The sequence below is a fragment of the Caulobacter segnis genome (genome assembly GCF_029543125.1).
Lineage (GTDB): Bacteria > Pseudomonadota > Alphaproteobacteria > Caulobacterales > Caulobacteraceae > Caulobacter > Caulobacter segnis_D.
The window spans coordinates 504,892-527,076 of sequence record NZ_JARQWW010000001.1 but is presented as its reverse complement, the minus strand read 5'-3'; the positions used below and the strand labels follow the sequence as shown (position 1 = coordinate 527,076).

Annotated in this window: 25 protein-coding genes; 4 read left to right on the top strand and 21 right to left on the bottom strand. The window is 67.8% G+C overall.

What is annotated here, in order from left to right; genetic code table 11:
- Positions 1-29: 29 nt before the first annotated feature.
- Entirely contained in the window at positions 30-233 is a 204-nt protein-coding gene (locus P7B02_RS02610) for a hypothetical protein (RefSeq protein ID WP_277784742.1), read from the bottom strand.
- Positions 234-399: 166 nt separating this feature from the next.
- Here P7B02_RS02610 and P7B02_RS02605 point away from each other — a divergent pair, with 166 nt between their 5' ends.
- From P7B02_RS02605 to P7B02_RS02595, 3 genes are all read left to right on the top strand, one after another.
- Positions 400-861, top strand: a complete 462-nt coding sequence (locus tag P7B02_RS02605; RefSeq protein WP_277784741.1) for a mobile mystery protein A — start codon at positions 400-402, stop codon at positions 859-861.
- A 291-nt stretch (positions 862-1,152) separates the two neighbouring features.
- Entirely contained in the window at positions 1,153-3,642 is a 2,490-nt protein-coding gene (locus P7B02_RS02600) for a hybrid sensor histidine kinase/response regulator (RefSeq protein ID WP_277784740.1), read from the top strand.
- Positions 3,643-3,760: 118 nt separating this feature from the next.
- Positions 3,761-6,376 carry a glycoside hydrolase family 3 protein gene (locus P7B02_RS02595; RefSeq protein ID WP_277784739.1) on the top strand — a complete coding sequence of 872 codons (2,616 nt, stop codon included), beginning with the start codon at positions 3,761-3,763 and terminating at the stop codon, positions 6,374-6,376.
- A 12-nt stretch (positions 6,377-6,388) separates the two neighbouring features.
- On the opposite strand, the gene P7B02_RS02590 is transcribed toward P7B02_RS02595, so the two are convergent.
- The 18 genes from P7B02_RS02590 to P7B02_RS02505 all read right to left on the bottom strand — a co-directional run bounded on the left by P7B02_RS02590 (position 6,389) and on the right by P7B02_RS02505 (position 21,221).
- Entirely contained in the window at positions 6,389-6,634 is a 246-nt protein-coding gene (locus tag P7B02_RS02590) for an alpha/beta hydrolase (RefSeq protein WP_277785164.1), read from the bottom strand.
- An 83-nt stretch (positions 6,635-6,717) separates the two neighbouring features.
- Positions 6,718-8,061: a type II toxin-antitoxin system HipA family toxin gene (locus P7B02_RS02585; protein ID WP_277784738.1), complete on the bottom strand. Its 1,344-nt coding sequence runs from the start codon at positions 8,059-8,061 to the stop codon at positions 6,718-6,720.
- Positions 8,058-8,345 (bottom strand): helix-turn-helix domain-containing protein, encoded by a 288-nt coding sequence (locus P7B02_RS02580; RefSeq protein ID WP_277784737.1) that lies wholly within the window; start codon positions 8,343-8,345, stop codon positions 8,058-8,060. The genes P7B02_RS02585 and P7B02_RS02580 overlap by 4 nt, the downstream gene beginning before the upstream one ends.
- A gap of 441 nt (positions 8,346-8,786) precedes the next feature.
- Positions 8,787-9,080 (bottom strand): type II toxin-antitoxin system RelE/ParE family toxin, encoded by a 294-nt coding sequence (locus P7B02_RS19650; protein ID WP_431355772.1) that lies wholly within the window; start codon positions 9,078-9,080, stop codon positions 8,787-8,789.
- Between the two features lie 99 nt (positions 9,081-9,179).
- The gene (locus P7B02_RS02570; protein ID WP_431355771.1) at positions 9,180-9,425 is read right to left on the bottom strand and encodes a type II toxin-antitoxin system ParD family antitoxin; all 246 of its coding nucleotides are present in this window, start codon (positions 9,423-9,425) and stop codon (positions 9,180-9,182) included.
- Positions 9,426-9,538: 113 nt separating this feature from the next.
- Complete coding sequence (locus P7B02_RS02565; protein ID WP_277784735.1) at positions 9,539-11,251, bottom strand: hypothetical protein; 1,713 nt, start codon at positions 11,249-11,251, stop codon at positions 9,539-9,541.
- 49 nt (positions 11,252-11,300) lie between these two features.
- On the bottom strand, positions 11,301-11,732 hold the full coding sequence (locus tag P7B02_RS02560; RefSeq protein WP_277784734.1) for a type II toxin-antitoxin system VapC family toxin: 432 nt from the start codon (positions 11,730-11,732) through the stop codon (positions 11,301-11,303).
- The gene (locus P7B02_RS02555) at positions 11,732-11,986 is read right to left on the bottom strand and encodes a type II toxin-antitoxin system Phd/YefM family antitoxin (RefSeq protein ID WP_277784733.1); all 255 of its coding nucleotides are present in this window, start codon (positions 11,984-11,986) and stop codon (positions 11,732-11,734) included. Before P7B02_RS02555 ends, P7B02_RS02560 begins: the two co-directional genes overlap by 1 nt.
- A gap of 95 nt (positions 11,987-12,081) precedes the next feature.
- On the bottom strand, positions 12,082-12,801 hold the full coding sequence (locus P7B02_RS02550) for a DUF2490 domain-containing protein (protein ID WP_277784732.1): 720 nt from the start codon (positions 12,799-12,801) through the stop codon (positions 12,082-12,084).
- Between the two features lie 112 nt (positions 12,802-12,913).
- The gene (locus tag P7B02_RS02545; protein WP_277784731.1) at positions 12,914-13,567 is read right to left on the bottom strand and encodes a class I SAM-dependent methyltransferase; all 654 of its coding nucleotides are present in this window, start codon (positions 13,565-13,567) and stop codon (positions 12,914-12,916) included.
- A gap of 22 nt (positions 13,568-13,589) precedes the next feature.
- Positions 13,590-14,828, bottom strand: a complete 1,239-nt coding sequence (locus tag P7B02_RS02540) for an O-antigen ligase family protein (protein WP_277784730.1) — start codon at positions 14,826-14,828, stop codon at positions 13,590-13,592.
- Complete coding sequence (locus P7B02_RS02535) at positions 14,821-15,585, bottom strand: polysaccharide deacetylase (RefSeq protein ID WP_277784729.1); 765 nt, start codon at positions 15,583-15,585, stop codon at positions 14,821-14,823. Before P7B02_RS02535 ends, P7B02_RS02540 begins: the two co-directional genes overlap by 8 nt.
- Entirely contained in the window at positions 15,582-16,364 is a 783-nt protein-coding gene (locus tag P7B02_RS02530; RefSeq protein WP_277784728.1) for a glycosyltransferase family 2 protein, read from the bottom strand. The genes P7B02_RS02535 and P7B02_RS02530 overlap by 4 nt, the downstream gene beginning before the upstream one ends.
- A gap of 60 nt (positions 16,365-16,424) precedes the next feature.
- Positions 16,425-18,824 carry a TonB-dependent receptor gene (locus P7B02_RS02525; protein WP_277785162.1) on the bottom strand — a complete coding sequence of 800 codons (2,400 nt, stop codon included), beginning with the start codon at positions 18,822-18,824 and terminating at the stop codon, positions 16,425-16,427.
- Positions 18,825-18,852: 28 nt separating this feature from the next.
- Positions 18,853-19,818 carry a FecR family protein gene (locus tag P7B02_RS02520; protein WP_277784727.1) on the bottom strand — a complete coding sequence of 322 codons (966 nt, stop codon included), beginning with the start codon at positions 19,816-19,818 and terminating at the stop codon, positions 18,853-18,855.
- A gap of 60 nt (positions 19,819-19,878) precedes the next feature.
- Positions 19,879-20,430: an RNA polymerase sigma factor gene (locus P7B02_RS02515; RefSeq protein WP_277784726.1), complete on the bottom strand. Its 552-nt coding sequence runs from the start codon at positions 20,428-20,430 to the stop codon at positions 19,879-19,881.
- 99 nt (positions 20,431-20,529) lie between these two features.
- Positions 20,530-20,970 carry a type II toxin-antitoxin system VapC family toxin gene (locus tag P7B02_RS02510; RefSeq protein WP_277784725.1) on the bottom strand — a complete coding sequence of 147 codons (441 nt, stop codon included), beginning with the start codon at positions 20,968-20,970 and terminating at the stop codon, positions 20,530-20,532.
- Positions 20,967-21,221 carry a FitA-like ribbon-helix-helix domain-containing protein gene (locus P7B02_RS02505; RefSeq protein ID WP_277784724.1) on the bottom strand — a complete coding sequence of 85 codons (255 nt, stop codon included), beginning with the start codon at positions 21,219-21,221 and terminating at the stop codon, positions 20,967-20,969. The genes P7B02_RS02510 and P7B02_RS02505 overlap by 4 nt, the downstream gene beginning before the upstream one ends.
- A 148-nt stretch (positions 21,222-21,369) precedes the next feature.
- Here P7B02_RS02505 and P7B02_RS02500 point away from each other — a divergent pair, with 148 nt between their 5' ends.
- Entirely contained in the window at positions 21,370-21,609 is a 240-nt protein-coding gene (locus P7B02_RS02500; protein WP_277784723.1) for a CsbD family protein, read from the top strand.
- Between the two features lie 13 nt (positions 21,610-21,622).
- Here the strand turns inward: P7B02_RS02500 and P7B02_RS02495 are convergent, their stop codons facing one another.
- On the bottom strand, positions 21,623-21,877 hold the full coding sequence (locus P7B02_RS02495) for a hypothetical protein (RefSeq protein WP_277784722.1): 255 nt from the start codon (positions 21,875-21,877) through the stop codon (positions 21,623-21,625).
- Positions 21,878-21,890: 13 nt separating this feature from the next.
- Positions 21,891-22,085 carry a cold-shock protein gene (locus tag P7B02_RS02490; RefSeq protein ID WP_277785161.1) on the bottom strand — a complete coding sequence of 65 codons (195 nt, stop codon included), beginning with the start codon at positions 22,083-22,085 and terminating at the stop codon, positions 21,891-21,893.
- Positions 22,086-22,185: the final 100 nt, after the last annotated feature.

The following is a 22,185-nucleotide window of genomic DNA, read 5'->3' as shown; positions in this document are numbered from 1 at the left end:
GCGGTGAGGCGACGGCCGCTCGTGCCCGATCACGTGGCGTAAGCGATCGTCATGGGGACGCCGCCAGCGCCGCCTTTCAGCGAGGTCGTCGGCTGGGGGTCTTTGTCCTCAGCAGTGATCGACTGCTCGTCCGCTTCGTCCAGATCTGCATCGGTGGATGCTCGCGTCGATTCCGTCGGCGTCTTGTAGGGGCGCACCTCCCCCATCAGGGAGCTGTCGAGCGAGGAGTCCAAGCGTGGGGTGATACGTGGCCCACCCTGTGAACGCACCCTCGCGAGAAGCGATAATATAAAGGTGATCGTGACGTGGCGTGAATATAATCCATCGATTATCAATTTGTGGATTTTCGATCATCTATATATTATAAGAAGCATCAGCTACAATAATGCAGAGGTTATCATGTATGCCGCCGACAGAGCCGCGCGCGCCCTCGACGCGAAGCTCGCCTTGGCCCGAAACTCGCTCGGCGCGCGGCCGCCGCGGGGCTGGCTGCGAGCCATCCGTGACGCGCTCGGCCTGACGACCAAGCAATTGGCCAAGCGGCTAGGCGTCAGCCAGCCACGGGTGGTCGCGCTTGAAAAGGGCGAGGTTGATGAGACGGTAACTCTGGCCAGCTTGCGTCGGGCCGCCGAGGCGATGGACTGCCAGCTCGTCTACGCCATGGTGCCGAACCGTCCGCTGGTGGACATGATACGCGAGCGAGCAGAAGTGAGGGCCGACGAGCAGACCGCAAGCGTGAGCCACACCGTGCGACTTGAGAACCAGGCCCTCACGGCCGACGATCAGCGGCGGCAGCGTGAAATCCTGATCGACCAGCTGCTTCGCGGGAAACTCAGCCGCCTTTGGGACGAGCCCGCATGAGCGACCCGCTCTTCGAGGCCGACGAGGAGGCTAAACACGCCGCGGCCCCTCACCCGGTTCTTCGCCCGGCTGGTCGGGCGCGATGCACCACAGGCGGGTTGAGGCGGAACAAGCCGGCATCGCCAACGTCACCGCCGCGCCCGACCCCGATCGCGCCAGTGATCGCGGTCTTCGACAACTTTTGCGGCGCTGTGCGTAGACACTAATCCTCAACCTCGAGTCTCTAAGCCCCTTCCCGAGGATAGGGGAGCGGCGATGCGGAGCGGGCGCGAGATCGGCAGGTGGCGGAGCTTGGGCGCTTGCGCGTCCCTGTTCGGCGCGCTGCTTCTCGCCCTGTCGTTCGTCACCCCCGTCAGGGCTTCACCGTTCGGCGATCGCCTTCAAAGCCTGGGCCAGGGCGTGCTCCATGAAGCCGGAACCCTGACCGCCAGCGACGTGGAGGCCGCCGGCCAGGCCGCTCTTCGCGGCAGAGGGCGCGACCGCGTCATCGGGCTTTGGTGGGTGATGACCTACTATCGCTACAACCAGAACAACGCCGCCGTGGCCTGGTGGAGCGCCGCCGCCGACGAGACCGGCCGCGCCGAGAACGATCCGGCCCTGCGCGATCTTGCCGCCGTGATGCGTCTGTCGATCGAGGGCGTCGAGCCGGCCTCCGCGCTTTGGAACAGCTTGGAGGCCAAGGGCGGCGACGTGGCCCTGGCGGCGCGCCTCGAACGGGTTCGGGTGGCGGGCGACCGTCAGGCCTATGGCGACGCCATCCGCCTGGTCTCGTCCCTCAACCCCGACGCCGAGCGTGATCCGCGCACCCGCGTGATCGCCGCCGACACTCATTTCCTCACCGCCAGCGTGCTTACGGATCTCGGCGATCACCAGGGCGCCCTGGAGCACATCAGCCGCACGCTCGAGCTGGACCGACAGAGCAGCTATCGGCGCCATGACTCCAAGCGCGTCTACTTCCTCGCCTATCTGGCCGCCCAGTCCGGCGAGCTCGACGCCGCCGACCGCCTCCTGGCCATGCACCGCACGCTGGTGGGCACGTCCGGCGGCCGCAAGGCGATGTTCTTCAACCGCTACGTCTGCGCCCGCGTGGCCAGAAGCCGGGGGGCGCCCGACCAGGTCCTGCGCTGCCTGGAGCCCATGGCGGCCGATCTCGACCATCCGACCAACGGCTTTGAGACCTCCGCCCTGCTCATGCGCCTTGAGGCGCGCGCCGAACGCGGCGACGTGGCCGGCGCCAAGGCCGACCTGGCGCGGGTGTCCCGCGCACCGAGCGACGCCAAGCCGACCGCAGCGGCCATGGAGGAGCTTGCGGCCGCCCACGTCCTGCGCGCCGAGGGCCGGGACGCCGAAGCCTTCAACGTCCTCGACGACTGGCGCAAGACCGCCCTGGCCAGCCTGCTGGCCGACCAGCGCAGGAAGACCGCCGAACTGACCAGCGCCCTGCAGCAGCAGCTCAGCCTCGAACGGGACCGCGCCGACCGCGAGGCCGAGGCGGCCCGCCTCGACCGCAATCTTCGGTTCGCCTGGTCGGCGGTGGCGGGACTGCTGATGCTGGTGACCGCTTTTGGCGCCGCCTTCGCCGTCCAGCAGCGCCGCCTGGCGCGCCAGGTCGCCCGCGAGCGGCTCGCCGCGGAGGCCGCCAGCAAGGCCAAGTCGGACTTCCTGGCGACCATGAGCCACGAGCTGCGCACGCCGCTGAACGCGGTGCTGGGCCTGGCCAGCACCCTGGAGCGCGAGAAACTCGACGCGACGGTCGCCGAGCAGGTTCAGCTGCTGGCCCTTTGCGGGCGCAACATGCTGGCCGTGCTCAACGACGTGCTCGACGTCTCCAAGATCGAGGCGGGGAAGCTGGATCTCAATCCGCGGCCGGCGAGCCTCGGCGACACCTGCGAGGATCTGGCCAGACTCTACGCCCTCCTCGCCGAGGAGAAGGGCGTCGCCCTGGACGTCCAGCCTCCGGCCTCGCCGGCGCCGCCTCTGATGTTCGACGATCTGCGCGTGCGCCAGTGCGTCTCCAACCTGCTGTCCAACGCGGTGAAGTTCACCCAAGCCGGACGCATCGGCCTGTCCTACGAGGTGGAGGACCGCCACGACGGCCGGCTGACCGCGCGCATCTGCGTCACCGACACGGGCGAGGGCGTGTCCCCCGAAGCGCTGGATCGGCTCTTCGGCGCCTATGAACAGACCCACGCCAACGCGCTCGTCGATGGGGTCGGGACCGGTCTTGGTCTGCACATCACCCGCCGTCTGGCGCGCCTGATGGGCGGCGATGTGGAGGTGATCAGCCGCAAGGACGAAGGCTCGGTCTTCGCCCTGACTTTCGTCTGCGACGTCGCAGCAGAAAGCGCGCCCGACGAGGGCGCAGGCGACGACGCCACCGTCGACCTGGGTAGGCTGCAGGGGCTGCGGGTTCTCGTGGCCGACGACCATCCGGTGAACAGACGGGTGATCCGTCTGATGCTGGAGCCTCTGGGATGCCACGTGGTTGAGGCCCGCGACGGGGCCGAGGCGGTGGAGCAGGCGACGGTTGAGGGCTTCGACCTCGTCCTGATGGATCTGAACATGCCGCAGGTGGACGGCCTGGAGGCGACGCGCCGCCTCGTCCGCGGTCGGCCGTCACTGATGATCATCGGTCTTACCGCTGACGTTCGTCCGCATCGCCGGGACGCCTGCCTGGCCGCCGGCATGCGCGACGTGGTCGCAAAGCCCGTGGAGCTGTCGCAACTGGTCGGGGCCATCCTGACGCAGGCAGGGGCGGCCGCCGTGGTTCGCGCGGCCTGACCGGCCGCCGCGAACCGTCGACGCGCCGGAGCATTCGAGGTCTTTCTCCTTACTGATGATACCGCTACCATAACCGCTCAAGCCACGGCGCGAGATCGTGGTCAGGGAGTGTTTTGCGATGGCGCGATCCGGGCTCGAGGCGACGATGGTTGCTCTGGCGGTGATGCTGGCGGCTCAGTCGGCCCGGGCGGCGGATGTCGCTGAAGAGCGCGCCGCGGCCCTGGTGGCCCGCATGACCCTCGAGGAGAAAGCCTCGCAGATCCAGCACGGCGCGCCGGCCATCCCCCGGCTCGGCGTGCCGGCCTACAACTGGTGGAATGAGGGACTGCACGGGGTGGCGCGCGCCGACATCGCCACCGTCTTTCCGCAGGTCATCGGCATGGCCGCCACCTGGGACACGGGCCTTGTCCAGCAGGTCGCCGACACCGTCGCCACCGAGTTTCGCGCCAAGTATCTGGACAAGCGCGGCGCCGACGGAAGTTCGGCCCAGTATCGCGGCCTCACCGTCTGGTCGCCCAACATCAACATCTTCCGCGACCCGCGCTGGGGGCGTGGGCAGGAGACCTGGGGTGAGGATCCCTATCTGACCGGCCGCTTCGGCGTCGCCTATATCCGCGGGCTGCAGGGCCCCGATCCGCTGCACCCCAAGACCATCGCCGCGGTGAAGCACTACGCCGTCCACTCCGGACCGGAGGCCACGCGCCACAGCGACGACATCCACCCTTCCGCCCATGATGTGACCGACACTTACCTGCCGGCCTTCCATGCGGCGGTCACGCAGGCCAAGCCCCAGGGCCTGATGTGCGCCTACAACGCCGTCGACGGCCTGCCGGCCTGCGCCAACACCGACTATCTGCAAAAGCGCTTGCGCCGGGACTGGGGCTTCGGCGGCCATGTGGTCTCCGATTGCGCCGCCGTAGCCGACATCTATCTGCCCACCTCGCACGCCACCGTGCGCACCCCCGAAGAGGCGGTGGCCATGGCCGTCAAGGCGGGGACCGACCTGATCTGCGAGTTTCGCTTCAACGCCACCTTCCAGCCGCAGACCACGGTGCGCGCCGTCGAGCAGGGCCTGATGACGCAGGCGCAGCTGGACCAGGCCCTGGTTCGTCTGTTCACCGCGCGCTACCGCCTGGGCACGATGGACCTTGAACCCGAGGGGCCCTACGCGGCCATCGGCCCCAAGGACTATGACACGCCCGCCCATCGCGCCCTGGCGCTGAAGACCGCGCAAAAATCGCTGGTCCTGCTCAAGAACAATGGCCTCCTGCCGCTCGCCGCGGCGCCCCGCCGCATCGCCGTCATCGGCCCCAACGCCGACACGGTCGAGGCGCTGGTAGGCAACTACAACGGCACGCCGTCCAACCCCGTCACCATCGCCGCCGGTCTTCGCGCGCGCTTTCCCGACGCCAAGGTGACCTATGTGGAGGGGACCGGCTGGGTGGCGCCGCCGCTGGAGGACATCGCAGACGCCGCCTTTTGCCGCGACGCCGCCTGCAGCCAGCCGGGCCTGAAGGCGGAGGTCTTCGAGTCCTCCGAACTGGGCGGCGCATCGACCACGCGGGACGACGCCAATGTCATGGTGCGGTGGGGCTGGCCCGACCGTGAGGCGCGCAAGGCCTCCACGCGCTGGACCGGTTTTGTGCGGGCGCCAGAGAGCGGCGAATATCGCTTCCGCTACACCGGCGACGCCGGCTACCGCGTCTATATCGACGGGGCTTTGGTGGCCGACATCTGGGACGCCGCATGGCCGACCTCCGACCGCACCGTTCAGCTGACGGCGGGAAGGGTTCATGCCATCCGGGTCGAGGCCCAGCAGATCGGCGCCCGCGCCACCCATCGACTGCAATGGAGCCGTCCCAGCGTCGGCGGCGACAAGGCCCTGGCCGCGGCCCGCGAGGCGGACCTCATCGTGTTCGCCGGCGGCCTTACCTCCAAGTTCGAGGGCGAGGAGATGTCCGTGCAGGCGCCGGGCTTCGCCGGCGGCGACCGCACGAGCCTGGATCTCCCCGCGCCCCAGCAGAAGATGCTCGAGGCCCTGCACGCCACGGGCAAGCCCGTGGTGCTGGTCCTGATCAACGGCTCGGCCATGAGCGTCAACTGGGCCGACGCCAATCTGCCTGCCATCATCGAAGCCTGGTATCCCGGCGGTGACGGCGGCCAGGCGGTGGCCCAGCTGATCGCCGGCGACTTCAGCCCCGCCGGCCGTCTGCCCCTGACCTTCTACCGCAGCGCCGACGACCTTCCCGCCTTCGCCGACTACGCCATGAAGGGGCGCACCTATCGCTACTTCGACGGCAAGCCGCTTTATCCCTTCGGCTACGGCCTCAGCTACACGCGCTTCGACTACTCAGGCGCGCGCCTTGAGCAGCCCCGCATCGCTGCGGGCCGGGCGGCGCGGGCGAGTGTCCGGGTGACCAACAAAGGCCTCCGCGACGGCGATGAAGTGGTCCAGCTCTATGTGGTCCGAAAGGCGGCGGACGGCGCGTTGCGTCGCAGTCTCGCGGGCTTCGAACGTGTGAGCCTCAAGGTCGGCGAGACCCGAACCGTGACCTTCGAGGTTCCCGCTCGCGCCTTGAGCCTTGTGGACGCCGACGGCGGCCGCACGGTCCCCTCCGGTCCGGTGCGTCTGTGGATCGGCGGGGGTCAGCCAGACCTGGCCAAAAATCGCGCGGCGCCGGGCGCGGATCTGCAACTGACCATCACCGGCTCTATCCGTCTTACCGCCTTCTGAGCAGAGGCGCCGTCATGGCGTCGCCGAAGCCAGCAGGGCCGCGCGGCTGCGCACCGCGGTTCCGAACAGGCCGGCGCTGTCGGTGGCGGCGCGGTCAGCCTCTTCGATGACTCCCGACTGCTGCAGAAAGCTGTGGTTGAGCGACGGGTAGCTGAGGAAAGTCAGCGCCACGCCTTCAGCTTCTAGACGTCGTGCGAATTTGCGGTTGGAGTCACGCAGGATGTCGAAGCCGCCGGTGGCGAGGATGGTGGCAGGCAGGCACAGGGCGTCTTGCCCCTCAAATCGACCTTCTGATCAAGAACGTGGAAGCCGCCCGGGGCATGTGCGGCCGAGCTAAGGCGTTACGATTCAGCTTGATCGAGCGCTCTCAACCGAGCGCTTAGCCGACCGCCTATTCGCAAGGCGTTCTCCTCTACGAGAGCGGCGACTTGGTCGACATAGCCCGGTTTGCATCCCGGCAGGTTGACGACGGCTTCAGTCACAGCGACGCGGTTGGCGACCAGGCGATCGATGAGTTCTTCAACCCGTGTGCGCGTATCTCCGGGCCGGTAGTTTGAAGCTCGTGCGACAGCATCCCAATGGCGCGCATCCACATCGCCGGGCTTGCGCTTTTTGCCGGCGATGTTCTGGGCGAAATACTGCACCACATCGGGCCAGGGCAGGACGGATGATACGTCGTAGAGCGGCGATAGCCGAGGGCCGCTCCCGATTGGCAGCAGCAGCGAATAGTTCTTCGCATGCGCATCGGTGTTCGCCACGAGGATATTGAAGATGAGCTGATCCAGAAGCGAGAGCGCGTCTGCCGACGAGAAGTTAAGTCCGGTGCCGAGCAGGGTCTTCAGGTCCGGGCCCCTCAACGTGCCGCGCTCGTACTTGCGCCCCGGCGGCACGCCGTTTGCCTGCGCGAAGTCCTCCTGGTGAACTCTCCGGAGGCCGCCTTCGCTCCCGATGCGTCGGTCATATCGCAGGACGCAGATCGCCCTGCGAGCGCCGGCGGGAAGTATCGTGACGTCCGCACTTTCGATGCCGACCGCCTGCGCAAGACGCAGGCAGTAGGTCTCGTTCTCCACGATGCCGGGCAGGATGGGATTGTCCGGCTTGAGGATTATGGTGGAAGGGGCGCCATCGCGGGGAATGGCGATGATGTCGCCGTCCTGCGGCAGCCGCAGTACGGCGACACCGTTGCTGTCCAGGACCGCTAGGGCCGACTTTTCCTGACCGCCGGCCAGCGAGACGCGCACCCCTTCCTCGCCCGCAAGAAAAGGGCGGGCCCTCAAATCTTCGAAGTGGCGCTCCAGCGCGGCTTGAGGATCGTCGACGCCGTAGAATTCGGTCAGCGGCGTATAGGTCCACCTAGCCCTCGTGGACGGCGCGCCGAACGACAGCGCGCCGGCCGTATCGCCGCCGATTTCCTTCAGCAGAGCCAGGGTGTCCGCATGGTCCAGGCCATAGGTGCGGGTCAGAACCTTGAGCTGCCGCTCCTCCGGCAGGAGGTTTGCGAGCCAGGGCGAAATGGCGCCAGCTTCGAAACGCCCAGCGGTCAGCGGAAGGGTCAAGGATATCGGAAAGGCGCCTTGGGTCGCGCGCCATCGTGCGGCGTACTCAAACCCAAGAGAGCCGTCGTCCTCGACCGTGACATCGCCCACCTGGAGGTCGCCGAACCAGACCGGAACCGATGACGTCATGTGTAATCTGTGAGGTCGTAGCCCTGGACGTCAGGGCGCTCTGGCTTCAGCGGCTCGGCTGGCGGCTCACCGAGGAGATCACGGGCTTGGGTGCGCAGCGCGTCGGCAATCCTGTAAAGGCTTGTGATGCGCAGATCGCGTTTCCCGGTCTCGATCAGAGAGAGGGCGGGGGCACTGATGCCGCTAAGGCGGGCGAGCTCATGCAGGTTCAAGCCGCTGCTTTCGCGGACCTTGCGTATGCGTCCTCCCACCAAGGCAAGCTTGCTGCGTTCAAACTCGGTCATGACGCTCACCTTTACCGTATTCGATAAAATAACTGCTCGCGCGTTCGCCGGCAAGTAGATTTTACTCAAAGCAGTAAATTGATGCCGCGCCAGTGTTCATGGCATGCGTTTTATCGAAAGCGATAAACTTCCAAAGGCGCTGCTAAGGAAGGCTCGCGGTTCTTGGGGGGCGTTCCGGTCGCCGCGCAGGCGCGAAAGCGGCGCCTCCTCAATGATCACCACCCGATGGCCCGCCGCGACCCGGTCCTTGAGCAGGGCTTGCCGCCAAGGACATGGGGCCAGAACGTCTCCGTGCGGGTCACCGAATAGGCGCAGCCGATGGAGAAGCCGACCACCTGGTCCTGGCCGAGAATCCGGCCGTGGTCGGCGCGCTCGCCCCCCGGCCGCCCTGCAGCACCAGGCGGGCCAGGCCGTGGAAGACCAGAAAGCGCAGCTGCAGGGTCAGCTAGGCGTTGCCGACGGCGGACGCACGGCCTTGGCCGGTCTGGCGCCTCTGTGGATCGGCGGCGGCCAGGCGGAGTTGGCGAAGGATCGGTCCGCAGCGGCCAGGATTGAGATCCAATCCTGCGCTCCGCCCAGAAGACGCAGGATGGCCAGATGATCATCCTCCAGCCGATAGACAATCAATTGCTGTCGATGGACATGAGTGCGGACCGGCGGATCGAACAGCGTCCATTCACGTCCAAGGCTGGGCAAGGTCGCGATCATATCGAACACAGCGGCAAGGTCGTCCACATACCCGTCGGCTTGGACGATTGACCAAGTCTCTGCCGTGTATCGCCAATATCCTCCAGATCTGACAGCGCTCTCGGCGTCAGACGGTAAGATCGGGAATCACCGAACGATATGCCGTTCGCGCACGCGTCGTTTGAAGGCTTGCGGATCGAAGGGCTGGGCTTCGCCGCTGACGTCGCCTTCCCAAATCGCCCTCTGGGGGGCGTCCTGTGACGCTCGACGCTCTTGATCGCGGCGGATCAAATCCCGAACATAGTCGCTGGCGTTGCCGTAACGTCCTTCGGCAGTCTGGCGTTCAACCCAGGCCTTCATCGGGTCGGGCAGCGATACATTCATCGTGGCCATCGGGCCCTCCCGGCGCGAAGCGTAACACGATGGCAAAGTATGCCATCGATGGCGGCGGGATCCTATCTTCCTGAAGCTGCCCCGGTCAGGTGGCGCCGCAAGATAACTTACCCCTACAGGCCAAACACCTTCATCAGGGCGTCGAGGCCTCCTTCGATGCCCCGAGGCCGGTGGCCGCCGCGCAGGCGCGAAAGCGGCGCCTCCTCGATGATCACCACGCCCTGGCCGGCTGCGACCCGGTCCTTGAGCAGGGGCTCGCGGCCAAGGACATAGGGCCAGAAGGTCTCCGTGCGGGTCACCGAATAGGCGAGGTCGGTGGAGAAGCCGACCACCTGATCCTGGCCGAGAATCCGGCCGTGCTCGGCGCGCTCGACGCGCACGCCCCGCCCGCCTTGCAGCACCAGGCGCGCCGGGCCGTGGAAGACCAGAAAGCGCAGCTGAAGGGTCAGCCAGGCGTTGAGGGAGAACAGCCGCCAGTGGCTGGTGATCTTCAGCCGTCGTCCTATGGGCTGGGCCACGGCCGCCAGGGCGCGCGGCTGCAGCACGCAGGCGCCGTCCTGGGGCAGGTCGAGGATCGTCACTTCCGAGAACGGGTCCCGGGTGGCCGAGACCGTGGTCACCTGATCCTCGCCGCGAACGCGGGTGAGGAAGACCAGACCGCTGGCCAGGCTGGTGATCGGGTGGCGCGAGTCCAGCAGCCACTGGGTGCTCTTGGGACCGGCGTCGCTGGTGGTTTGCAGGTAGCCATGGCGCACCAGAAGCTCCTCGCCCTCGCTTAGCCGCACGCTCACCGAGGCTGAAGAGCGCTCCGCCGGCCTGATCGTCGCGCCTTCGCTCACCCCATCGAGGACGCGGATCTGAGGCCTGCGCATGGCCAGGGGTGCGAGCACGAAGTAACAGAACAGGCGGATCAGGAACGGCGAGGCGATGATCAGGGCCAGCGCCACGCCCGCCTTCCAAAGGGCGGCGTTCAGATGGACACGCTCGGCCCACAAGGAGAGTTTCTGTCCGAGCGTCCCCTGCGCCTCCAAGCGGCGCTCGGCGATCCAGGCTTCGGCGTCGCCGGTGACCGGGGCGATGCGGACGTTGGTCCAGGTCTGCGCCGCCGTATAGGAGCGGGCCGCCACATCCTGGATTCTCTGGGCGTCCAGTTGGCGCCGATCCGCCGCCCGCGAGGCGTCGCAACGCGTCTGCATAGCCGAGCGCAGAGCCTCGACGTTCCGGCGATCATAAATCCCGAGGCTGGCCTTCACCGACCAGCGGCCCGAGGCAGCCTCGAAGGCCAGCCGGGCGGCGCGGCAGGCGGTCCGCGCCTCATCGGCGGTCGCCCGGGCGGCGGCCACATCAAGCCCACGCGCATTGACCAGCTCGCCCTTGACGATGCGCTCCCGCGCTGCGGTCAGACCGGTGATTTCGGCGTCCAGAGCGTTGATCCGCAGCTCCCGCCGACCGTCCTCAAGCAGGGCGCCGGCGTCGCCTCGGGCCAGGCTGAGCGCCTTGGCCGCACCCCCGCGCCGAGCATCCGTCTCGGTGTTCCTGGCCGAGCGCGCTCTGGCGATGGACCGGTCGAGCTGGTCGAGACTTTGGGCGCGCGCCTCCACGCCCATCCGCTCCAGGCGGTTCTGCGCCTCGTCCCGCTCCCTGGCTAGAGGTGCGATCACCTGCTGTTCGATGCGGTCGGCCAGGGCGAGCTGATGTGCCGGGTCGCGCCACTGCGACTTGATCCAGGGCGCGACGAAGCCGCCGGCCAGGATCGCCAGGACCAGCACGATGTACAGGGCCGCTGTGCCGCCCAGCCAGCCGACGATGCGGCGCGCTATGCTCATCGTTGAGTCCCCGCCGTCCGGGAAAGTCGCGGTATGGAGGATGTCGGGGTCAACGGCTGCCGTCAGCTTGCCAGGGGTCGACCAGCTTCACCCCCGTCGATACGAAGTCCGACGTATTGCGGGTGGCGACGATCATGCCGTGGGTGAGGGCGGTCGCGGCGATCAAGGCGTCTCGCTCGGCGCGCGAGTCCGGCACATGCAGTCCGGCGCAGGTTCTGGCGACCGCTCCATCGACGGGCAGGACCCGGTCCCTGAACTCGGGCGTCACCTGATGATCGAGCCAGTCGCGAAGCGCGGCGCCTTGTCGAGGATCGCGACGCTCCATGCGCAGCACGCCCAGTTCGAGTTCAAGGACCGTGATCGCCGAAATAAAGAAGGCGTCCGCCTCCGATTGCTCGGCCCAGGCGACGACGCGGGGGTCGGCGCCGCCGCGCCGTGACTTTCTCAACTCCGAGACGATGTTCGTATCGAGGAGAAACATCAGTCCAGGTCCGCGGGACGCAAGGCGATCGTGGCCTTCGGCGGATCAAAATCGATCTCGCCGCCATCAGCCATGCCAAGGGCGTCGGCGAGACTTCGACGACCGCCCGACAGTCTTCGATACTCTTCGATCGTCAGCAGAACATGTCGCGGCTGACCACGGTCGGTGATGATCACCGGCCCATGCGCGGCGGCCTTCTTGGCTCCGCTGGCGTCCTGATTGAACTGCCTGCTGGAAAGCGTGGTTATGGTCATGCGAAGGCTCCGCCGCTCAATGTAGGCATGTTACTACATTGGCGGTGCGCCCGCAAACCGCACCGGCGCCGATCGCTCAAGACCGGCGGCCGCCCTCAGAACCGCGTGAAGAGATTGACCGCCAGAATGTGGTTCACCCGGTCCGGCCCTTCACGGAAGGTGCGATGGTTCAGGTAGCCGGGCTCGATGGTGGTTCCCCGCGCCAGGGGCAGGGACGCGCCGATGAAGGTCCGCGTCTGGTCGAAACCCGCCCGTTGGCCAAAGACGGTGTCGTTCAGGCTGTAGAAGGTCTCGTTCCAAGCCACGGCCTGAACCTTGCCGGCGCCGGACGAGGTGAAGGCGGCACGCACCTGCTGGCGGACGCGCCAGCCGGTTCCGTCCCGGCCCTCCACGAACCTTTGCTCCAAGCGCGTGCGGCCGGTGATGGTCAACCGCTCATCGCCAACGAAGCGATAACCCACCTGCTCCCAGGCGCGATGCTCGTGGGAGACGTCCGCGGAGCCGGGATCGGTGCGGGCGTAGGCGTAGCCGCCGCTTAAGGACCAGCCGCCCTCCAGCTTGTAGGTGAGGCTTGGGCGAAGCAGCAGCTGCCCAAGATAGGAGGCGTCGTCATAGAAGCGAAAATGCGCCTCCATGGTCGCGTCGATCTTGGGCGAAATCGCTGTCGTGCCCGTCGCCGAAAGCCAGCTTTGGAAATCCTCCTCAGCGGCCAGAGCAGGAGTGGCGGCGAGGCTGACGAGGGCGGCGAGCACGATGGTGCGGCCGCTCGCATGGCCGCGCCTGGCGGGCCGCGAAGCAAGGTGGGGGGAATGCATGGCCGGCCATATCCCGCGAAGCTCGCCCGGGTTCCAGTAAGGAAACTTTGCTGAGCCCGACGCCGGCCGCTTGTTCAGGACCGGCGGCCAGGCCCCCCCCGCCAGATCCTCCTCAGCCGTTCTTCGGGCGGCAGGTCCACACCTGCCAGGCGCCGCCCCAGGCGGCGTTGACCACGGCCTCGTCCACCACCTCGTGGGTGTCCTTGACCGCGCGCCAGATGCGCAACGGCTTGGCCGCCAGCCATTGGGTGATGCCGAACAGGCCGCCGGGCTTCAGGTTCTTGGCGTAATGGCGCAGCACCTCCACCGGATCGCCGAGGAATTCGATGCATTCGGGGAAGACCACGGCGTCGAACAGTTCATCGGTCTGGTGGTTCGAGCCGTTTCCGACCACGAACTCGGTTCCGGCGCGCTTGCCGTAACGCTCGCGGGCGCGCTCGACGGCGACGCTGGAAAGATCGACGCCCAGATAGCGCTCGGGGCCGTGCGAGGCGATGGCGCGATGGAAGGCGCCGTCGCCGCAGCCGATCTCCATGATCTTGGGGTTGGGGAAGGTCTCGGCGATCATGCCGGCCAGCAGGCGCAGGTGGTGGCGCTGATCGCTGCGCGACAGGCGGTCGAAGGCGCCGGAGGCGAACTCGTTGTCCCAGTGATCGGCGGGGCGGTCATAGGCCGTCTCGCCGCGCCCGCGCACGAACAGCTCTCCGATCCAGGGCCGGTCGAGGGCGGCCATTTCAATGATGCGACGACGACGAAGGTAAGCCACTGCGGTGTCCAGGTCCTAGGTTTCAAGAAGATGGGATGGCGCGCGCGGGCGCGCCTGTGACGATGAAGAGCGCGGCGAAGGCCGCCAGACCCAGCCACCACTCCTGCCAGACGCCGAAGCTCAAGGCGCCGATGACGGCGTAGGCGGTCAGGCTGGCCCCGGCCGCCGCCCGCCACAGCGGATCGGTTACGGCGCCGATGCGCCAGACCAGCCAGACGCAAAGCGCGACCATCAACGTCGCGCCGGGCAGGCCGAGCTCAAGCCAGATTTGCAGCGCGCTGTTGTGGGGGTGAAGCGGCACCTGGTCGCCGTAGCCGCGGCTGGCGTCGAGGCCGTGGCCAAGCAGCGGGCGTTCCAGGATGCGGTCGCTGACGAAGCGCCAGATCCGTTCGCGGTGCGCCCAGGAGGCGGGAAGCGCGGAGCCCTCGCCGCTGGCGGGCACAAGCCGTACGAGCCAGGGTGCGGCGAGGAAATAAAGGCTCCCGAAGGCGGCCAGAAGCTTGAGACTCAGGCCGGGACGCAATGTCATCGCGACGAAGACGGCGCCCGCCGCAAGGGCCGCCGCGAAGGGCGCGTCGGCGCCAAGGCCAAGGCAGGCCGCCGCCGGCGCGGCCGCCAGAACGCCGACGGCGGAGCGCGGGCCTCGCCGCCAGATCCAAAGGCTTACGGGCGCGATGAGCACAGCGATGGGGTAGGCGCCCTGCGCGGCCTTGACCGGCGCCAAGTCCGGGCGTGGTGGTGATCCAGCCGCCGTGGCGATGGCGTTGAACACAGCGCCCTGCAGGGCGGCGTCGATGACGATCAGGCCCGCGACCCAGGCCATTCCCCAGGCGATCATGGCCGACAATCGGTCTTGGGCCGCCTTGGGCAGACACATCGCGCCCAGGCAAAGGGCGGGGAACAGGACGGACATCAAGACGAGCTTGAGGCTGGTCAGGCGCTCCAGCTGATCATAGCTGGTCACGCTCTTGGCGGAGGTGATGGCCGCCAGTTGCGGGCCGGCGGCCCAGGCGCACAGCAGGCTCAGGAGCAAGAAGCCGGCCGCGCGGGTCCGGCTCGGGGCAACGAAGCCCAGCATGGCCAAGCCGCCGGCCGCAGCAAGGACTGCGAAGCTTTGCGGCGCCAGGAAGGCGCTGACGATGAAGAGCGCGCAGAGCAGCAACAGCCAATAGCCCGCCGCCGCCTTGAGGCGTGTGCGCCAGGCGTTGGAGGTCGTCATCTCTTCGGCGGCGCTTGGCGCCGCGGCCGGCCGTTCAGGCATGCGCCATCCGGGGTTGGCTTTGGGGCGAGAACAGCCGCCCGGCGTCCAGCCAGTCGGCCCACTCAAGGCTGTTGGTCAGGAAAAGCGCCAGAAACCGCCAGGCGGCGGGATCATGATCGCGATGATGGCTGAGCAGACCGATCGGCTCGTCCCAGGCGCCCGTGCGGCGGCGTGCCGCCAGCAGACGGGTCAAGCGGCCCAGCAGCCGGCCTTCGCCTTTGAACCGTGCGCCGCCGGCCCAGCGCAGGATGTCCAGGTGCGCGTCGACGCGGACGACGACGTCGCACGAGCGCGCGTCGCCGAATGCCGAAAGCCCCTCAAGGCCCGCCAGAGGCAAGGCCTCCAGAAGGTTGTCGTCAAAGGCGTTCCAGGGCGGAACATAGACCGGCAAGCGGCGGTTAAAGCCGTTCAGGCGCTCGGCGCCGTCGATCAGCTTTTGCGCAATGACATTCGGCGCCTCACCCCTGGGGAATTGGCGAGGCGCCGTGTCAGCCTCGGCGTTGCGGTGGTCCACGCCGTGCTGAAGAACCGTGGCTCTCCGGCAGGCGTTCACCTGCACCACGGTTTGGGTCGACACCTCCGCGGGAATGACCGCCAGGGCGATGGGCACGCCCGTTTCGGAGGCGAGATCAAGGAGAAGCTCGAGGTTGGAATCCTCCAAGCCGGCGTCATCGTCGCGCCACCACAGGCGCGGCCGTCGGCCGGCGCGCCGCCAGGCGGCGAGCTCCAGCTTCAAGGTCCAGGCGGCGGGGGTCACGCCTTGCCTGCGGGGGCGGCCATCTCCCGCTCAAGCCGTGCCCGCAGGGTTGAGACCAACGGGTAGAGCGCCGCCAGCAGGGCGATCAAGAAGCCCCAATCACCCTCGCGGTAGCCCTTGCGCGACACGTAGCACTTCCAAAAGCGCCGCACGGCGCGGAATAGGTTGGACAGCACCCCGCCCTTGGGGCGCACCGCCAAGTCCTGGGCGCGCAGGGCGGTGTAACGGTCGAAGCGATGCAGCATGTCGGTGACGTCGCGGTCCACGTCATGCTCCAGCGGATTGGTCAGAGACGGGCCGCGCACGCCGGCGAAGCGGGTGGTGGGATGGACCTGTTCGTCGCCCCAGGTCTTGATGCCGGCGCGGAACAGCCGCGAGACCGAGCTGGTGCCGAAGGAGCCGCCCCAACCATAGCGCACCAGGCGCCGGCCCACATAGTTGTCCACCGGGATTTGGAAATAGTCCGCCTGGCCAGGGGCGGCGACGCGCTGGCGGATCTCCTCAGCCAGGGCGGGACTGATCGCCTCGTCGGCGTCGACTTCGAGTATCCACGCGCCGCTGGCGGCGGCGACGGCGGCCGCGCGACGGGGCCCCTCAAGCGGAAAGGCGCCGATGACGACCTTGTTCGCCAGCCGCTCGGCGATGGCTTGTGATCCGTCGGTGCAGCGATCGAGCAGAACGACGATCTCGTCGGCGAAGGCGAGGCGTCGCAGGCACGCCTCCAGGCGCGCCTCCTCGTTGTGCGCGCACACGACCGCCGAAAGCGTCACCCCTGACATCGCCTTCCCTCCGTTTTGAAGGGATGACGCCGCCTCGGGCGGCGTTCCCCCATCGGCTGGTCAGAATGTCGCGGCCAGTCCCAATGTGAGGGTGCGCGGCCGTTGCGGCGTCATCTCGCGCTGGCGGTGAAAGTTGAACGGATTGCCGTAGGCGAAGGTGTCGCCGGAGCTGTCGAAGGGGTTGTCCAGACTGGCGGACAGCCGCCAGTGGCGCGCCGCCAGTTCAGCGCTCAGGCGCGCCGTCACATAGTCTCCCATGCGTGGCGCGGCGCGCTCGAAAGTGACCCGCGACGCGCCTACGTATTCGGCGGCCGCCGAGACTGACAGGGCCACGTCGGGCCTCAAGGTGAAGGCCCGGCTGACATTGGCGCCCAAGGAGATCGCAGGCACGCCCGGAAGGCGAGCGTCCTTCCATTGGGCGAAGGCGGGCGCGGCGCGGCGCAGACGCGGATTGTTGGCGAAGGCCTGAGCCGCCACATGCAGGCCGGAAGGCGAGGCGTAGCTGAGCTCCGCCTCCAGGCCGAGGTTGCGCGCATCCCCAGCATTGGCCGTATAGGCCAGGCCCGAGGACAGGAATTGGTTGGTCTGGACGTCGGACCACAGCGCATGGAACGCCGCGGCCCGAACCCGCAATCGGTCGTCCCACAAGCGCGTCTTCAGTCCGCCCTCGAAGTTCCAGAGCGTGTCGGCCTCGTAGGATCTGGCAAGACCGCTCCTGGCCAACTCCGGATCGACCACGCCGTCGGGGAAGCCGGCGGTGTTGAAGCCGCCGCTGCGCCCGCCTTGTGAGATCAGGCCATAGACCACGGTGTTCGGCGCGGGGTCCCATTGCAGCGCGATCCTCGGGGTCAGCTCCCAACGGTCGCGCTCGCCTGTGAAGCGCGTCGGCGCACCGGCCAGAGGCATGATCAGGTCCGAATGGGTGCGCAGATCGCGTCGTGAGACCCGCAAGCCGGCGGCCAGGGTCAGGTCTGATCGCAGCCTGGAGGTCAGTTCGCCGAAGGCGCCGAGGTTGAGCCGCTCGTCCTCGCGGTTTTCGCGACGCACGCGGGTCACGACGCCTGCGGCCACGCGCTGACGCAGGCGAAGTTCGCCGCCCGTCAATTCTCGCGAGACCCAAAGATCGGCGCCGGCCAGCCACTCGACCGCGCGCTCGCCCGTGGACCAGGCGGCGACATCGGCGAAGATCGAGCGCTGGTCGATCGCCTCGTCGAACACGCCGATGCCAGGTCCGGGCGCGCCGAAGTTAGGAAGCGCCGCGGTGGCGTCCGCGCGGGTGTCCAGGAGCCGCCGGCCGGCCGAGAACGAGGCGGAGACCTTCATCGCGTCGAAGGTCCTCTCGCCGTTCAAGGTCAGTTGACTGAACTGCGTGGCGTAGATCTCGCTGATCTCCCGCGCCCGGGAGAAGCGGCCCATGCTGGGCGACACATACTGGGTGTCGTTGGCCGAGATTTCCTGCCAGGTCCCGCTCAAGGTGAGACTCCAGCCCGCCAGGTCCTCGGCGGCCACGGTTGCGCGCGCGCCTTCGCGGGTGGTGCGGCCCACATTCGAGGCCTGCAAGGTCAGGTCGTCGATATAGCCGCCGTCGACCTGGCGCCAGGCCACCGCTCGCAGGCCGACCGCGTCCTTGACCAGGGGCAGGTTGATCATTCCGCGCTGGCTCGACCCCGGGGCGCCGCCCGTCGTCGCCGAGAACGAGGCGAAGAGCTCACCCTCATAGTTGTCGAGCTTCGGCTTGCGGGTGACGATCCGATAGACACCGGCCATGGCGCCGGCGCTGTCGATGAACCCCTGGGGACCGCGCAGCACCTCCACCGCCTCGATGTCCACCAACAAAAGATCGGGGTCAGGCGCGTTGTAGGTGACCGGAGCGGTGTCGAGGAAGACGCTGACCGTGGACTGGGCCTGACCGGTGAAGACCCCGTCCGACAGGCCGCGCAGCATGATCTTGTCGCGACCCGCGCCGAGATTGGTGATGGTCACCCCGGCGAGCTGCCCGGTCAGGTCGCTGGCGGTGCGCACCCCGGCGCGCCGCAGATCAGAGCCGGCCACCAGGCTGGCGCCGCCGGCGATGCGGTCCAGCGTGGAGAGGCGCCGCGTGGCGGTCACCAGGAGTTCCGGCAAAGGGCCGGGATGCGTCTCTACGAAAGTGGACCTTGCCGGCTGCGGGCGAGGCGTCGGACGCGGAAGCAGCCGGTAGGTTCGCGCGTCGATCCGCTCGAAGCGGCAGGTGGAGCCGACAAGGATCGCTGTCAGAGCGGCGTCCGTCGAGCCCAGGCCCCGAAAGCCCGGGCTGTCGCCGTTGCAAGGGGTCGAGCCGGCGATGGAGATCTTGGCCTGATCGGCCAAGGCGACAATGGCGTCGCTCACGGGACCTGCGGGAACCGCGTAGGCGCGCTGGCCCTGCGCCGCCGCGGGTGTGGCGGCGGCGAGCGCGGCGAGCAGGGCGGCGGTTCGCACGGACAACAGGCGCGCCTTTCGAACGGCGTCAGGTCTGATCCGCTCCTAGCACCACAACGTCGTTCTGTATCCGCGACTTCAAGCCTGCGAGGCGGCAGACGCGCTCGATGACCACATCGGGCTCGTCCAACCGCACGACGCCGGAGAACGGGCGGGCGGCCAGCGCCTCGTCCTCTAGGCGCACGCTCGTCGCCAGGTATCGGTTCAGGTCAGAGATCACCGAGCCCAAGCGGTCGTCACGATAGACGAGGCGACCTTCGCGCCAGGCAAAGGCCATCTCCACATCGGCGGCGGCCATTTTGGCCCGCGTAGCGCCCGTCTCGTGAACAAGACGCTGGCCTGCCGGCACACGGACCGCCCCGCGCCGCGGATCGCCCAAGGGCGCCACCTCAACCAGGCCGCGTCGTACGGTCAGGATCATCCGCTCCGGATCACGGCGGATGTTGAACTCGGTCCCAAGGACCGTGACCCTGCGTTGATCCACGTCGATCACAAAGGGACGGGCGGGGTCATGGCGCACATCGAAAGCCGCCTCGCCCTCAAGCAGCCGCACATGCCGCTGTTTTGCGCTCATGGACACGTCCAGGCGCGCGGGGCCGGAGATCCAGAGCGAAGAGCCGTCCTCAAGGGCGATCTGACGCCGCTCGCCCTTGGGCGCGCTGAAGGTCTGGACCGGCGTCTCCTGGCGATCGACCAGCAGCGGAGCCGCCACCAGGGCGGCGCAGGCCGCCGCCGCCAATCCGCTCCATAGAAGTGTCCGCCGCGACAGGGGTGTGCGCAGCGTGCGTGTCCGGCGAACGCCGCCGCTTGCAGGGCTCCGATGCGTTGAGGCCATGAGGGAGAGCGCTTGCGCCTGGTCGAAGACCACGCGGCGGTCCGCGCCGCCATCGAGCCAGGCGGTGAAGGCGGCCCAGTCCTCTGGTCCGCTCTCATCGGCTTCGAGCCGCGCGACCCAATCGCACGCCTCGGCCAGATCGTCCTCGCGCCGGCTCATCAACATACCTCTTGAGGAGAAGACGGCGACGTGGGGCCGCATCCCCCGTATCGCGCGTCGCTAAATTTCATCATCGGGCTCCAGCCGCTCGAGAATGGCGCGTAGAGCGGCGCTGATCTGCTTTTCCACCGTCTTCGCGGAAATCCCCATCCGCGCGGCGGTTTGTGCGTGGCTCAGCCCCTCCAGCTTGTGCAGCTTGAAAGCCTCTTGCGTGCGGGGAGGAAGATCCCTCATCAGGGTCAGCATGCGCGTCAGCCGCCGCTTGGCGGCCAGGGCGGCCTCCGCGGAGGGCGTCTCCTGCACCGCTTGGCCGCCAAGGATCGTCAGATTGGCTTCGGTCCAGCGCTCGTCGCGCGCTCGTGCGCGCCGGTCGCCGCGCTGGCGGTCGAGCATCAGGTTGCTGGCGATGGTGAAAAGCAGGCCGTCGGGGTTCGCGACAGGGGCGTCCGGCGCCTGACGGATCTTGACGTAGAGCTCCTGGACCAGGTCTTCGGCCGCCGCCATCGAGCGCAGACGGGCCGCGAAGAAGCGCACGAGGTCGCCGCGGCGCGCCAGATAGGCGCGCGTCAGTTCGCCTTGCGCCGCCCCTGCGCCCTCTGGCCTGTCGCTCATCGCCCTTGTTTGGAACGAAGCGCGGGCGCTGCCTAGAGGGCTAACCGCGTGGTTCGTGAACCTTCGCTTGGTTCTTGGCGCACCGCAGGTGCAGAAGGATCACGCCAAGCGCGGCCGGTCAGTAGCGGCCCGCCAGGGATTTATGATCGCGACGCCCGCCGCCTCAAAGGCGCTGGCGTCGCGTGTAGCGACCGCGAAGCGGCGGGCGGCCGCGATGGCGGCGATGTAGCCGTCAGGCGTCGGGAAGCCTTTGCCGGCGTTGCGCGCGGTCACGGCCAGGTCGGCATACTGCAGCGCCGCCGCCGTATCGAATGGCAAGATCCGGCCCTCGAAGAGCGCCAGAAGCCCGTCGAGCGTCGTCGCGAGGGCCTGTTTTCGCCGCCCTTCCGGCAGCACGCCGATTTCGAACAGGAGCTCGGCTACGGTGACGCTGGAAAGGTGGAGCGTCTCCGCGGCCTGATCATCCAGCCAATCGAGGACGGATTGAGCCGGATGCGGCTTCATCGCCTCGGAGACGACGTTGGTGTCGAGAACGATCATTCAAAGTTCATGGGCTTGGCTGGCGTCCGGTCGCGGCCACGCTCAAGAGCTTCCACGTCTTCATTGGTCAGGCCGGCTCCACGGCCCAGGTCCGAGAGCGCCGATCCCATCCGCAGGCGTTCTGCCGGCCGAACCGCCGCCTCGAGAATGCGGCGTATTTCGGCCTCGGTGCTGCGGCCGTGATGAGCCGCACGCACCTTGAGGGCTCGGTGAACCTCATCAGAAATATTTCGAATGGTGACGGCAGGCATTCGACAGCATCCAATTTTGAACGATGTCGATGATATCGCTATGTAAAAATGATATCAATTGCCAAGGTGGCGAATGTCGTGCGTGAACCTTCGCAGCCGCCGCGCTTTTGAAAAGGAGATGTTTCAGCCAAGCTTCGGAGGTTCATGCATGGCCCGCAAACAGACCGCTCTCGTTCTTGCGCTTCTTGGCGCCTCGACCCTGCTCATGGCCTGCGGCGACAAGAGCGACGGCTCGGCTCAGCGCACCAAGGGCGACATCAAGGAGGCGGTCGGCGACGTGACCGGCAATGAGCGCCTTCAGCGTGAAGGTGAGAAGGATCAGGTGGTCGGCGGGGTCAAGGAGACGGTCGACGACGTCAAGGACGCCGTGAAGGACGACCCGAAGTAGGGCTGCGGACGACTTAGTCGGGCAGCCGGCGGGCGCGAACCTTGCTCGCGCCCTCATGAAACTCCCCGGCCTTGCCCAGGCGCGCGCCGCAGGACCCACAGCGGATGACGTCATCGGCGGGCAGGTCCTCGGCGACCGTCAGGACGGCGCCGCAGGGTTTGCATTTCCAGCGCGGGAGGCCCGCCGCCGGTTCGGGAACCGGGGCGGGCTCTATCGCTTTGGGCGCCGTCTTCAGCTTCAGGATCGGACGGCGCGGAGCTTCGGTCATTTCAGACGCCGACTTAGTCGACGCGCAGGTTCACGGCCGAGGTCTTGCCCGAGCGGCGGTCGGCTTCCAGGTCGTAGGTGACCTGCTGGCCGTCGTTGAGGCCGCGCAGACCGGCGCGTTCCACCGCCGAGATGTGCACGAACACGTCCGCGCCGCCGTCCGACGGCTGGATGAAGCCGAAGCCTTTGGTGGAGTTGAACCACTTCACGACGCCGGCGCCCGAGCCGAGCGAACCGCTCTGGCCGCCGTAGGAGCCGCCGCCGTAACCGCCGCCGCCGCCGTAGCCGCCGCGATCACCGCCGCCGAAG